Annotated in this window: 9 protein-coding genes and 4 tRNA genes; 10 read left to right on the top strand and 3 right to left on the bottom strand. The window is 56.1% G+C overall.

Annotated elements, in window-relative coordinates; all coding sequences use genetic code 11:
- Nucleotides 1–45: 45 nt before the first annotated feature.
- The 3 genes from N8H71_RS18365 to folD form a co-directional block, all read right to left on the bottom strand.
- The gene (locus N8H71_RS18365) at nt 46–954 is read right to left on the bottom strand and encodes a hypothetical protein (protein WP_262195074.1); all 909 of its coding nucleotides are present in this window, start codon (nt 952–954) and stop codon (nt 46–48) included.
- The gene (locus tag N8H71_RS18360) at nt 941–1,516 is read right to left on the bottom strand and encodes a DUF6932 family protein (protein WP_262195073.1); all 576 of its coding nucleotides are present in this window, start codon (nt 1,514–1,516) and stop codon (nt 941–943) included. Before N8H71_RS18360 ends, N8H71_RS18365 begins: the two co-directional genes overlap by 14 nt.
- Before the next feature lie 293 nt (nt 1,517–1,809).
- On the bottom strand, nt 1,810–2,664 hold the full coding sequence (gene folD, locus N8H71_RS18355) for a bifunctional methylenetetrahydrofolate dehydrogenase/methenyltetrahydrofolate cyclohydrolase FolD (RefSeq protein WP_262195072.1): 855 nt from the start codon (nt 2,662–2,664) through the stop codon (nt 1,810–1,812).
- Between the two features lie 274 nt (nt 2,665–2,938).
- On the opposite strand from folD, the gene N8H71_RS18350 reads away from it, so the two are divergent.
- The 10 genes from N8H71_RS18350 to N8H71_RS18305 all read left to right on the top strand — a co-directional run bounded on the left by N8H71_RS18350 (nt 2,939) and on the right by N8H71_RS18305 (nt 12,338).
- Nucleotides 2,939–3,015 (top strand) — tRNA-Arg (locus N8H71_RS18350).
- Between the two features lie 31 nt (nt 3,016–3,046).
- Nucleotides 3,047–3,122, top strand: a tRNA-His gene (locus tag N8H71_RS18345).
- 58 nt (nt 3,123–3,180) lie between these two features.
- Nucleotides 3,181–3,265: transfer RNA gene (locus tag N8H71_RS18340), tRNA-Leu, on the top strand.
- Between the two features lie 76 nt (nt 3,266–3,341).
- Nucleotides 3,342–3,417, top strand: a tRNA-His gene (locus N8H71_RS18335).
- A 401-nt stretch (nt 3,418–3,818) separates the two neighbouring features.
- On the top strand, nt 3,819–5,129 hold the full coding sequence (tig, locus tag N8H71_RS18330; RefSeq protein ID WP_262195071.1) for a trigger factor: 1,311 nt from the start codon (nt 3,819–3,821) through the stop codon (nt 5,127–5,129).
- Between the two features lie 92 nt (nt 5,130–5,221).
- Nucleotides 5,222–5,857, top strand: coding sequence for an ATP-dependent Clp endopeptidase proteolytic subunit ClpP (clpP, locus tag N8H71_RS18325; protein ID WP_007951559.1), 636 nt, complete (start codon nt 5,222–5,224; stop codon nt 5,855–5,857).
- Nucleotides 5,858–5,970: 113 nt separating this feature from the next.
- Nucleotides 5,971–7,254: an ATP-dependent Clp protease ATP-binding subunit ClpX gene (clpX, locus tag N8H71_RS18320; RefSeq protein WP_085699001.1), complete on the top strand. Its 1,284-nt coding sequence runs from the start codon at nt 5,971–5,973 to the stop codon at nt 7,252–7,254.
- Nucleotides 7,255–7,417: 163 nt separating this feature from the next.
- Nucleotides 7,418–9,814 carry an endopeptidase La gene (lon, locus tag N8H71_RS18315; RefSeq protein ID WP_262195070.1) on the top strand — a complete coding sequence of 799 codons (2,397 nt, stop codon included), beginning with the start codon at nt 7,418–7,420 and terminating at the stop codon, nt 9,812–9,814.
- Between the two features lie 148 nt (nt 9,815–9,962).
- Nucleotides 9,963–10,235 (top strand): HU family DNA-binding protein, encoded by a 273-nt coding sequence (locus N8H71_RS18310; protein ID WP_002552737.1) that lies wholly within the window; start codon nt 9,963–9,965, stop codon nt 10,233–10,235.
- A 231-nt stretch (nt 10,236–10,466) separates the two neighbouring features.
- On the top strand, nt 10,467–12,338 hold the full coding sequence (locus N8H71_RS18305) for a SurA N-terminal domain-containing protein (RefSeq protein WP_262195069.1): 1,872 nt from the start codon (nt 10,467–10,469) through the stop codon (nt 12,336–12,338).
- The last annotated feature ends 10 nt before the right edge of the window (nt 12,339–12,348 follow it).

Genomic DNA, 12,348 nt, shown 5'->3' with positions numbered 1-12,348 from the left:
GAAAACGGGACTCAGGCGTGCAGGGTTTTCGGGCCTGGCATGGGTTTAATGTTGGGCCCAAGGTAAAGCTTTGAGCCTGTATCTCGGATTGCTCGATCCAATTCTCCTCGCGGTAACTTGAATGGTCAGTTGCGTGTAAAGGTGGCCGTTGATGTCATTCGGAGTCGTGATTTCCGTGGGAATCCTTCCGTGAATAATCTCGCCGCTGTTGGTTTTGAATTCAAAGACCCTCTTCTCGGGCAAGACTCCGATAAAGGCCCCGGTGAAGGTCTCATCATCCTCTTTGATGTTGTCTCGGCTTAACCGCGCTTTACTGCGGCGAACTTGCTCAACGTCAGAGAACTGGAATCTGCGGGAGTTCGTCGTTAGCGCACAGGACGCGTCATTTTCAGATAGCTCGTTGAGGAAGTCCGAGACGGCAGCTATCGCTCTATCGGCCAGGCGGGAGACTGGCTCGGACAACTCTTCATCACTTTTGGTCGTGGCCTCAAGCAGCTCGGTGAGAATGTCGATAGCTTGCGATACCGGAGTGGTGCCCTCGATATCAAGCTGCTTGTCCGCAGGTATTTCTTCGAGCTCGAATCCAAAGGATCCGCGAGCTGGACCAGTAATTAAAAGCTGGTTGCTCAGGCGGTTCGGGATGGGGCCCTTGTCTGCCAGTGATCCGGAAACCGACGCTGCAATTGCCGTTATCGCGACGCTGAATGCCCGGGTCGCATTAGTTCCAAATTCGGCTAGCACACCGTGTGTCCCCCAAACAGGAACGCCACGATAAGTCAGTCGAACCTTTGCTGGCCGATAGGCATGCTTGCCGTTGTCGACAAGACAGGCCCGAGCCTGTTCAATTCTTGCCTGAATAGACATGAGGGTGAGTTTGCTTATACCTGGAGCGGCAGCCTGCTTTTCAAGAAAGCTGAGCTCCGCAGCCTTATGAGTGTATTCAGATCTGTTCATGTTCAAGCTCCTGCCGGCGTACCACGAGCAAGCCTTCTGCATCTGCATCGTGAACAGGAGAAAGGTCAATTTTCAAAAAACCTTTCCACTGGCCGGTACGCCGATGTGACCACATGCTGTACCAATAGGTTGTCATGGCAACCAAAGTTTCGGCAGGGTCGCTCAATGACTGGATGTAGAAGTCGATCTTGAACTCTTTCTTGAGATTTGCCCGATCGCCGCCAAGAAGTTTGATTTCGCGATCGTCGAGGCCGTCAAAAAATACATCACCAGCAGGAGTGAAGGTCACCACATCGATATCTCGGGGAGGGCGGTGCTCCAGCATCTCGATGTCCTCAGTAAAGCTGCCGTCCAGCCACTGAAAACCGCAATCGATGCCCATCTTGTGCAGTTCTGCTCTGTGAGCAAGGTATCCGGCCAAAATATCACATCGTTCCGGGCTGGTCGCGAACCGATCTACGACCTGCCCAAGGCTTACCTCATAAGGTGCTCTGATGAGCCCGGCAGGGTCATCCTCGTTAACAGGAGGCAGAACTCCTTCAGCATTCCATTCTGGTATCAAGTCAGCCTCCAAGCATTTCGTTATTCCAAGCTACCCGGCGTGGCAGCGTGATGCTGTCGCGCCGGGTGGGATTGGCTTGGTCAAAAAAGCCAATCCTTCTTCAGATTGGCCACGATACGCCCAGTCATCTCAACATCCTATGATAGAGATGCTTCAGCGTGTTAGCTCAAATGCACCTCGTCTCATAATGCCTGCTGGTCTTGTCGTGGGATTTTTTGATAAGTGTGGAGAGTTTTTCGAGGACATGAAAAACCCCGCACAAGGCGGGGTTCGCGGAGCGTGGAAAACGGGACTCAGGCGTGCAGGGTTTCTGCCGCGTAGAGGGTGTTTTCCAGCAGGCAGGCGCGGGTCATCGGACCGACGCCGCCCGGGACCGGAGTGATCCAGCCGGCACGAGGCAGGGCGGTTTCGTACACAACGTCACCGACCAGTTTGCCGTCGTCCTGACGGTTGATGCCGACGTCGATCACGATCGCGCCTTCTTTGATCCACTCGCCCTTGACCAGGCCCGGCTTGCCGGCGGCCACGACCACCAGATCGGCACGGCCGACGTGACCGGCCAGATCCTTGGTGAAGCGGTGGGTGACGGTCACGGTGCAACCGGCTAGCAACAGTTCCATTGCCATCGGGCGACCGACGATGTTGGACGCGCCGACAACCACGGCGTCCATCCCGTACAGATCGGCACCGGTGCTTTCCAGCAGGGTCATAATGCCCTTCGGGGTGCACGGACGCAGCAGCGGAATGCGCTGGGCCAGACGGCCGACGTTATAAGGATGGAAACCGTCGACGTCCTTGTCCGGGCGGATGCGCTCCAGCAATTTTGAGGCGTCCAGGTGCTCTGGCAGAGGAAGTTGAAGCAGAACGCCGTCGATTGCCGGGTCGTCGTTCAGTCGATCAATCAGATCGGTCAGCGCTTGCTGAGTGGTTTCGGAAGGCAGGTCGTAGGCTTGAGAGAGGAAACCGACCTCTTCACAGTCTTTACGCTTGTGCGAGACATAAACCTGAGAGGCAGGATCGCTGCCGACCAGGATCACCGCGAGGCCGGGAGTGCGCAAGCCTTGCTCGCGACGTTCGGCTACCCGTTGGGCGATCTGCTGGCGCAGGCTGGCGGCGATTGATTTGCCGTCGATTAGTTGTGCAGTCATTGCGCGTGATTAACCATCGAGAGGGGAAAAAAAGAGAACGCATTCTCGCATGTCAAACGGTGAGGGCAAAGGCGCTTGGTCAGCAAATTCCCCTAAGCCCTTTAATTAAATGAATTTTTTTTAAAAAGGATTTGACGACCTTCGGGTCGCTCTATACTATTCGTCGCACTTGTCGGGCACAGCCTAGCACTGGTTAAGAAGGTCGAGCGAAATCAACGTTTTGCGAGACTGGAAAGCACTTAGTTTGTAGTCCTCCAAGGGTACAGCTAACAAGGCGCCCGTAGCTCAGCTGGATAGAGCATCCGCCTTCTAAGCGGATGGTCGCAGGTTCGAGTCCTGCCGGGTGCGCCATTAGGCACATTGGCACAAGTAGCGCGATATGGTGGGCGTAGCTCAGTTGGTAGAGCACGGGATTGTGACTCCCGTTGTCGTGGGTTCGATCCCCATCGTCCACCCCATATTTCGAAAGGCGCCAGATGTAACAGTCTGGCGCCTTTGCTTTAAAAAGCTTCATCCGCGGATGTGGTGGAATTGGTAGACACACTGGATTTAGGTTCCAGCGCCGCGAGGCGTAAGAGTTCGAGTCTCTTCATCCGCACCAATCAAAGCTTCATTCATGCCGTTGGCCGGGTGAAGTCCTACAAAGAAGTTGTTTGGCTTCTTTGGCACGCAATATGGTGGGCGTAGCTCAGTTGGTAGAGCACGGGATTGTGACTCCCGTTGTCGTGGGTTCGATCCCCATCGTCCACCCCATATTCCGAAAGGCGCCAGATTTAACAGTCTGGCGCCTTTTTTGTTTTACGGTTTTTGATTTTGGCGGCCGCAGATTTCGGGTCGCAGGGCAGGGCGCTTCGTCGTATCAATGTTGCTCGATGATGCTGCGCTGTCCGCCAACCTTGCTTTGCGGGGTCGGCTGTCAGGGCGATGATTCAACCGCCTCTATATATAGAAGAGGTTGGTGCAGAGCCCTGGCTTGAATTGGCTGTATTTGCTAACAGGGCGAGGCGCAACCGTTTGTCCCCGTCTTCAATTTGCCTGCTGTTTTTTTACCCGTTTTCAGTAGGGTGACTTCTTGAGTTTGACCTACTAGAATGCTTGCCCTTGATTCTTGGGTCGGAAACGGCCGGCTAACGTCTGTGCAACGAGGAATATCCATGCAAGTTTCTGTTGAAAATACTACTGCTCTTGAGCGCCGCATGAGCATCACCGTGCCGGCTGAGCGCATCGAGACTCAGGTCAACAAGCGTCTGCAGCAGACTGCCCAAAAGGCCAAGATTGCTGGCTTCCGTCCAGGCAAAGTGCCAATGAGTGAAATCAAGCGCCGTTTCGGTGCTGATGCGCGCCAGGAAGCGATCGGCGACGTGATCCAGTCCTCTTTCTACGAAGCTGTGGTTGAGCAGAAGCTGAACCCGGCCGGTTCGCCGTCGATCGAGCCTAAGTCGCTCGAAGCTGGCAAGGACCTGGAATACGTAGCCGTATTCGAAGTGTTCCCTGAGTTCACCGTTGCCGGCTTCGAAGGCATCACCGTCGAGCGCCTGAGCGCTGACGTGGCTGACGCCGATCTGGACAAAATGCTGGACATCCTGCGCAAGCAGAACACTCGTTTTGAAGTGGCCGATCGCGCTGCCCAGAACGAAGACCAGCTGAACATCGATTTCGTTGGCAAGGTTGACGGCGAAGTATTCGCTGGCGGTTCCGCCAAGGGCACTCAGCTGGTACTGGGTTCCGGCCGCATGATCCCTGGCTTCGAAGAGGGCCTGGTCGGCGCTAAAGCCGGCGAAGAGCGCGTTCTGAACCTGACCTTCCCAGAGGACTATCAGAACCTGGACCTGGCTGGTAAAACCGCCGAGTTCACCGTGACTGTAAACACCGTTTCCGAGCCAAAACTGCCTGAGCTGAACGAAGAGTTCTTCGCTCAATTCGGCATCAAGGAAAGCGGCATCGACGGTTTCCGCACCGAAGTTCGCAAGAACATGGAGCGTGAACTGCGTCAGGCGATCAAATCCAAGGTCAAGAATCAGGTAATGGACGGTCTGCTGGCCACCAACCCGATCGAAGTGCCTAAGGCTCTGCTGTCCAACGAAGTTGACCGTCTGCGCGTGCAGGCTGTTCAGCAGTTCGGTGGCAACATCAAGCCTGACCAATTGCCGGCCGAGCTGTTCGAAGAACAAGCCAGGCGTCGCGTTGTACTGGGTCTGATCGTGGCTGAAGTGGTCAAGCAATTCGACCTGAAGCCAGACGAAGCCCGCGTTCGCGAAATGATTCAGGAAATGGCTTCGGCTTACCAAGAGCCTGAGCAGGTCGTGTCCTGGTACTACAAGAACGAGCAGCAACTGAACGAAGTTCGTTCGGTTGTGCTGGAAGAACAAGTTGTGGATACTGTTCTGCAGAAAGCTAGCGTGACCGACAAATCGGTCTCTTACGAAGAAGCGGTCAAGCCGGTAGAAGCTCCAAAAGCCGACTGATTGTTTTTGCGTTAGAAGCACACACCATAAGCCAGCCTTCGAGCTGGCTTATGCGTATTCAAGACATGACTATTTGGGAGTGACTGCAGAGCATGTTCCGTAATTCCTATATTCAGCAGAACTCTGATATCCAGGCCGCCGGCGGCCTGGTCCCGATGGTTGTCGAGCAATCTGCTCGTGGCGAGCGCGCCTATGACATCTACTCGCGTCTTCTTAAAGAACGAGTGATCTTTCTGGTGGGTCCGGTAGAGGACTACATGGCCAACCTGATTTGCGCGCAATTGCTGTTCCTTGAAGCGGAAAACCCGGACAAGGACATCCATCTTTATATCAACTCCCCAGGTGGTTCGGTGACAGCGGGCATGTCGATCTACGACACCATGCAGTTCATCAAGCCGAACGTATCCACGACCTGTATTGGTCAGGCATGCAGCATGGGTGCTTTCCTGCTGACGGCCGGTGCTCCGGGCAAGCGTTTCTGCCTGCCGAACTCCCGTGTGATGATTCACCAGCCACTGGGTGGTTTCCAGGGCCAGGCATCGGATATTGAAATCCATGCCAAGGAAATCCTCTTCATCCGTGAGCGCCTGAACACGCTGATGGCCAAGCACAGCGGGCGTACGCTTGAAGAAATCGAGCGTGATACCAACCGCGACAACTTCATGAGTGCAGAAGCTGCGAAGGAATATGGCTTGATCGATGAAGTGATCAACCAGCGCCCAGCTTAAAAACAAGCAGCTCAAAAAAGGCCTGGTCGGCTGGTCCGATCAGCGGCGGGCTTGAAAAAGCCCGCGTTAGCCTTCATCTTGTGTTGCAAGCCTATCGGATTTGGATCGAACGAATGACTGACACCCGCAACGGCGAGGACAACGGCAAGCTGCTCTATTGCTCCTTCTGTGGCAAAAGCCAGCATGAAGTGCGCAAATTGATTGCCGGCCCCTCGGTCTTTATCTGCGACGAGTGCGTCGACCTGTGCAATGACATCATCCGCGAGGAGGTGCAGGAAGCACAGGCCGAAAGCAGCGCGCATAAATTGCCTTCGCCTAAAGAAATCAGCGGCATCCTTGACCAGTATGTAATTGGTCAGGAACGTGCCAAGAAGGTTCTGGCAGTAGCGGTGTACAACCACTACAAGCGTCTGAACCAGCGTGACAAAAAGGCTGACGACGTCGAACTCGGCAAGAGCAACATCCTGCTGATCGGCCCGACAGGCTCCGGTAAAACCCTGCTGGCCGAAACCCTGGCTCGCTTGCTGAACGTTCCGTTCACCATCGCCGACGCAACCACCCTCACCGAGGCGGGTTATGTGGGTGAAGACGTCGAGAACATCATTCAGAAGCTGTTGCAGAAGTGCGATTACGACGTAGAGAAAGCCCAGATGGGTATTGTCTACATCGACGAAATCGACAAGATTTCGCGCAAGTCCGACAACCCGTCGATCACCCGGGACGTTTCCGGTGAAGGCGTGCAGCAGGCCTTGCTCAAGCTGATCGAAGGCACGGTCGCTTCCGTTCCGCCGCAAGGTGGCCGCAAGCATCCGCAGCAGGAATTCCTTCAGGTTGATACCCGTAACATCCTGTTCATCTGCGGTGGCGCATTCTCCGGTCTGGAGAAGGTCATTCAGAACCGTTCCACCAAGGGTGGCATCGGTTTCAACGCAGAAGTGCGCAGTAAGGAAGAAGGCAAGAAGGTTGGTGAATCCCTGCGTGAAGTCGAGCCTGACGATCTGGTCAAGTTCGGTCTGATCCCGGAATTCGTCGGTCGTCTGCCGGTTCTTGCGACACTGGACGAGCTGGATGAGGCTGCTTTGATGCAGATTCTCACGGAGCCGAAAAATGCCCTGACCAAACAGTATGCCAAGCTGTTCGAGATGGAAGGCGTGGATCTGGAATTCCGTTCCGACGCGCTGAAAGCAGTCGCCAAACGTGCCCTGGAGCGTAAAACCGGTGCCCGTGGCCTGCGTTCGATTCTCGAAGGTGTGCTGCTCGACACGATGTATGAAATCCCCTCGCAGTCCGAGGTGAGCAAAGTCGTGATCGATGAAAGCGTGATCGAAGGCAAGTCCAAGCCACTGTATATCTACGAAAACAGTGAGCCGGCTGCCAAGGCTGCACCGGACGCGTAAGCGCCCGGTCTGCCGGAACAAAGAAGGGGCCTTCGGGCCTCTTTTTTTTTATGTCGTTTTTTACATCCGCTTTGCGCTTGTTTTTTTTCAAGTCAGCCCCCATCTTGGTTTCAAGCTCAATTCCATCTGATTACGGCCATATGGCCGCCGTAGAGGCGAAATCATGAAGACCACCATCGAATTGCCTCTCCTGCCATTGCGTGATGTCGTTGTGTATCCGCACATGGTTATCCCGCTGTTCGTGGGGCGCGAGAAATCCATCGAAGCCCTCGAGGCCGCGATGACGGGCGACAAGCAGATCTTGCTGCTGGCCCAGAGAAATCCGGCTGACGACGATCCCGGTGAAGAGGCTCTCTATCGCGTAGGCACCATTGCCACTGTTCTTCAACTGCTGAAACTGCCGGACGGCACCGTCAAGGTTTTGGTGGAGGGCGAGCAGCGTGGTGCTGTCGAGCGCTTCAGCGAAGTCGATGGCCACTGCCGTGCCGAAGTGTCGTTGATCGACGAAGTCGACGCCGCCGAGCGCGAATCCGAAGTGTTCGTGCGCAGCCTGCTGTCGCAGTTCGAGCAATATGTGCAGCTGGGCAAGAAAGTCCCGGCTGAAGTCCTGTCGTCGCTCAACAGCATCGACGAGCCTGGCCGCCTGGTAGACACCATGGCCGCGCACATGGCGCTGAAGATCGAGCAGAAGCAGGAAATCCTCGAAATCATCGATTTGTCGGCCCGGGTCGAGCACGTTCTGGCCTTGCTGGACGCCGAGATCGACCTGCTGCAAGTCGAAAAACGCATTCGTGGCCGCGTCAAAAAGCAAATGGAGCGCAGCCAGCGCGAGTACTACCTGAATGAGCAGATGAAGGCTATTCAGAAAGAGCTCGGCGACAGCGACGAAGGTCACAACGAAATCGAAGACCTGAAAAAGCGTATTGACGCTGCAGGCCTGCCGAAAGACGCGCTGGCCAAGGCCACTGCGGAGCTGAACAAGCTCAAGCAAATGTCGCCGATGTCCGCCGAAGCCACCGTGGTGCGCTCGTACATCGACTGGCTGGTTCAGGTGCCGTGGAAGGCCCAGAGCAAGGTGCGTCTGGACCTGGCCCGTGCCGAAGACATTCTCGACGCCGATCACTACGGCCTCGAAGAGGTCAAGGAACGCATCCTTGAATACCTCGCCGTGCAGAAACGCGTGAAGAAAATCCGTGGCCCGGTGTTGTGCCTGGTCGGTCCTCCGGGCGTGGGTAAAACCTCGCTGGCCGAGTCGATCGCCCATGCCACCAACCGCAAATTCGTGCGCATGGCCCTCGGTGGCGTGCGTGACGAAGCGGAAATCCGTGGTCACCGTCGGACTTACATCGGTTCGATGCCAGGAAGATTGATTCAAAAGATGACAAAGGTGGGTGTGCGCAACCCGCTGTTCCTGCTCGATGAAATCGACAAAATGGGCAGCGACATGCGTGGCGACCCGGCGTCGGCGTTGCTGGAAGTGCTCGATCCGGAGCAAAACCACAACTTCAACGATCACTATCTGGAAGTCGATTACGACCTCTCTGACGTGATGTTCCTGTGCACCTCGAACTCGATGAACATTCCGCCGGCGCTGCTGGACCGGATGGAAGTCATCCGTCTGCCGGGCTACACCGAGGACGAGAAGATCAACATCGCGGTCAAGTACCTGTCGCCAAAACAGATTACTGCCAACGGTCTGAAGAAGGGCGAGCTGGAGTTCGACGAGGAAGCGATCCGCGACATCATCCGTTACTACACCCGCGAAGCCGGTGTGCGCGGCCTCGAGCGGCAGATTGCCAAGGTCTGCCGCAAGGCGGTCAAAGAGCATGCGCTGGAAAAACGCTTCTCGGTAAAAGTGACAGCTGATCTGCTGGAGCATTTCCTTGGCGTTCGCAAGTTCCGCTACGGTCTGGCCGAGCAGCAGGATCAGATCGGTCAGGTGACCGGCCTGGCCTGGACTCAGGTTGGCGGCGAATTGCTGACCATCGAGGCCGCGGTTGTGCCGGGTAAAGGTCAACTGATCAAGACCGGTTCGCTGGGCGATGTAATGGTCGAATCGATCACTGCGGCCCTGACAGTGGTGCGCAGCCGTGCCAAGAGCCTGGGCATTCCTCTGGACTTCCACGAGAAGCGCGACACCCACATCCACATGCCGGAAGGGGCGACCCCGAAAGACGGCCCGAGCGCCGGTGTGGGCATGTGCACGGCGCTTGTCTCCGCGCTTACGAGCATCCCGGTGCGTGCCGATGTGGCCATGACCGGTGAAATCACCTTGCGTGGTCAAGTGCTCGCCATTGGTGGTCTGAAGGAAAAACTGCTGGCCGCTCACCGTGGCGGAATCAAGACAGTGATTATTCCGGAAGAGAACGTGCGCGATCTGAAGGAGATTCCTGACAATATCAAGCAGGATCTGCAGATCAAACCGGTTAAATGGATTGACGAGGTCCTGCAAATTGCGCTGCAATACGCGCCGGAGCCCTTGCCGGATGTGGCTCCGGAGATAGTTGCCAAGGACGAAAAACGTGAGTCTGACTCTAAGGAAAGAATTAGCACGCATTAATACGCTTTTGCCTGGGGGGCTTCCTTGACAGCTTTTTAGAGCCCTTGTTATAAAGCGGCTCTTAAGTGTCTGTAGGCCATTCAGCACTCGTTTTTGCTTTCACCAAAAAACTTAGAATCATACTCAAATAGATATAAGGGGACTTAGAGTGAACAAGTCGGAACTGATTGATGCTATCGCTGCATCCGCTGATATCCCGAAAGCTGCTGCTGGCCGTGCGCTGGACGCTGTAATCGAATCCGTCACTGGCGCTCTCAAGGCTGGCGACTCCGTTGTTCTGGTGGGCTTCGGTACTTTCTCCGTAACTGATCGTCCAGCTCGCATCGGTCGTAACCCACAGACCGGCAAGACTCTGGAAATCGCGGCAGCCAAAAAGCCAGGTTTCAAAGCCGGTAAAGCCCTGAAAGAAGCTGTCAACTAAGTCAGATTCAGGTTTTTACCCATCCGGGTCGGGGTCATGCCTGACTTGGCAGCGGAGCGGTAGAGCAGGCGGTTGGAATAGCTGCCTGTCACACCGGGATCGAGGGTTCGAGCCCTGTCCGCTCCGCCAGTTACGAGAAGGCGCATCCTCGGATGCGCCTTTCTTCTATCCGGATTCTACCCACGCTCCACGGTTGCCTAATTTTGAAGTTCAACCGTTTCTGGGGGACGCATGCTGCAGAATATCAGGGACAATTCACAAGGCTGGATTGCCAAGACCATTATCGGAGTCATCGTTGCACTGATGGCTCTGACCGGTTTCGACGCCATTTTCCAGGCCACGACTCACAAGAATGAGGCGGCCAAGGTCAACGGTGAAGAAATCAGCCAGAACGAGCTGAGCCAGGCGGTGGATATGCAACGCCGTCAGCTGATGCAACAACTGGGCAAGGACTTCGACGCTTCCTTGCTGGATGAAAAAATGCTGCGCGAATCGGCCCTCAAGGGTCTGATCGATCGCAAGCTGCTGCTGCAAGGTGCAGAACAATCGAAATTCGCTTTCTCCGAAGCGGCCCTGGACCAAGTGATCCTGCAGACGCCTGAATTCCAGGTCGACGGCAAGTTCAGCTCCGACCGTTTCGATCAGGTGATCCGTCAACTGGGCTACAGCCGTATGCAGTTCCGCCAGATGCTGGCTCAGGAAATGCTGATCGGCCAACTGCGCGCCGGTGTGGCGGGCAGCGGTTTCGTGACCGACGCTCAAGTGCTGGCCTTCGCCCGTCTGGAAAAACAGACCCGCGACTTCGCCACGCTGAACCTCAAGGCTGACCCTTCGGTCGTGAAGCTGACCGATGACGAGGTCAAGGCTTACTACGACGAGCACGCCAAGGAATTCATGACCCCGGATCAAGTGGTCATCGATTACTTGGAGCTGAAGAAGGCTTCGTTCTTCGATCAGGTCGCCGTCAAGGACGAAGACCTGCAGGCGGCGTATCAGAAAGAGATCGCCAACCTGTCGGAACAGCGTCGTGCGGCGCACATTCTGATCGAAGTCAACGACAAGACCACCGAAGCTCAGGCCAAGGCCAAGATCGAAGAAGTCCAGGCGCGTCTGGCCAAGGGCGAGAAATTCGAAGCGCTGGCCAAGGAGTTCTCGCAGGATCCGGGTTCGGCCAACAACGGCGGTGACCTTGGTTATGCCGGTCCTGGCGTTTACGACCCAGCCTTCGAGAAAGCCCTGTACTCGCTGAACAAGGATCAGGTTTCCGAGCCGGTTCGCACCGACTTCGGTTTCCACCTGATCAAGCTGCTGGGTGTCGAGGCGCCTGAAGTGCCGACTCTGGCCAGCCTGAAAGACAAGCTGACCCGCGAGCTGAAAACCCAGCAAGTCGAGCAGCGTTTCGTCGAAGCGACCAAGCAACTGGAAGACTCTTCGTTCGAAGCATCCGACCTGGCCCAGCCAGCGCAGGATCTGAAGCTGACCGTGCACACCTCCAAGCCGTTCGGCCGTGAAGGTGGCGAAGGCGTTGCAGCCAACCGTGCTGTAGTAACTGCCGCGTTCAGCACCGAAGTGCTGGAAGAGGGTGCCAACAGCACCGCCATCGAACTGGATCCGGAAACCGTGATCGTGCTGCGCGCGAAGGAGCACCTGAAGCCTGCTCAATTGCCGCTGGAAAGCGTGGCCGCTGCCATTCGCACCCAGTTGACCAAAGAGCACGCCAGCGCTGCTGCCAAGACCAAGGCGGAGCAACTGATCGCCAGTCTGCGTGATGGCAAGACGCCGCTGGACAAGGCGGTTGACGGTCAGAGCTGGAAAGTTACTGAAGCGGCGAACCGCGCTCAGGAAGGCGTTGATCCAGCGGTGCTGCAAGCGCTGTTCCGCATGCCGAAACCGGCCGCCAAGGACAAGCCGACCTTCACCAGCGTGACGCTGGCGGATGGCAGCCTGACCATCGTGCGCCTGAACGGTGTGAACGAAGCAGCGGCTCCGACCGATGAAGAGAAAGCGCAATACCGTCGCTTCCTCGCATCGCGTGTGGGCCAGCAAGACTTCGCGGCGTACCGCAAACAGCTGGAAGCCGAAGCCGACATCAAGCGTTTCTGATGCCTGGCTG

The organism is Pseudomonas koreensis, assembly GCF_025447595.1.
GTDB lineage: Bacteria > Pseudomonadota > Gammaproteobacteria > Pseudomonadales > Pseudomonadaceae > Aquipseudomonas > Aquipseudomonas koreensis_H.
Note: the sequence above shows the minus strand (reverse complement) of the source record. Positions and strands in the feature narration are given on the sequence as shown.

Coding starts and splice junctions, on each gene's coding strand:
- folD (WP_262195072.1), bottom strand. CDS start 2,664: ATGACTGCACAACTAATCGACGGCAAATCAATCGCCGCCAGCCTGCGC.
- clpP (WP_007951559.1), top strand. CDS start 5,222: ATGTTCCGTAATTCCTATATTCAGCAGAACTCTGATATCCAGGCCGCC.
- N8H71_RS18365 (WP_262195074.1), bottom strand. CDS start 954: ATGAACAGATCTGAATACACTCATAAGGCTGCGGAGCTCAGCTTTCTT.
- tig (WP_262195071.1), top strand. CDS start 3,819: ATGCAAGTTTCTGTTGAAAATACTACTGCTCTTGAGCGCCGCATGAGC.
- N8H71_RS18305 (WP_262195069.1), top strand. CDS start 10,467: ATGCTGCAGAATATCAGGGACAATTCACAAGGCTGGATTGCCAAGACC.
- clpX (WP_085699001.1), top strand. CDS start 5,971: ATGACTGACACCCGCAACGGCGAGGACAACGGCAAGCTGCTCTATTGC.
- lon (WP_262195070.1), top strand. CDS start 7,418: ATGAAGACCACCATCGAATTGCCTCTCCTGCCATTGCGTGATGTCGTT.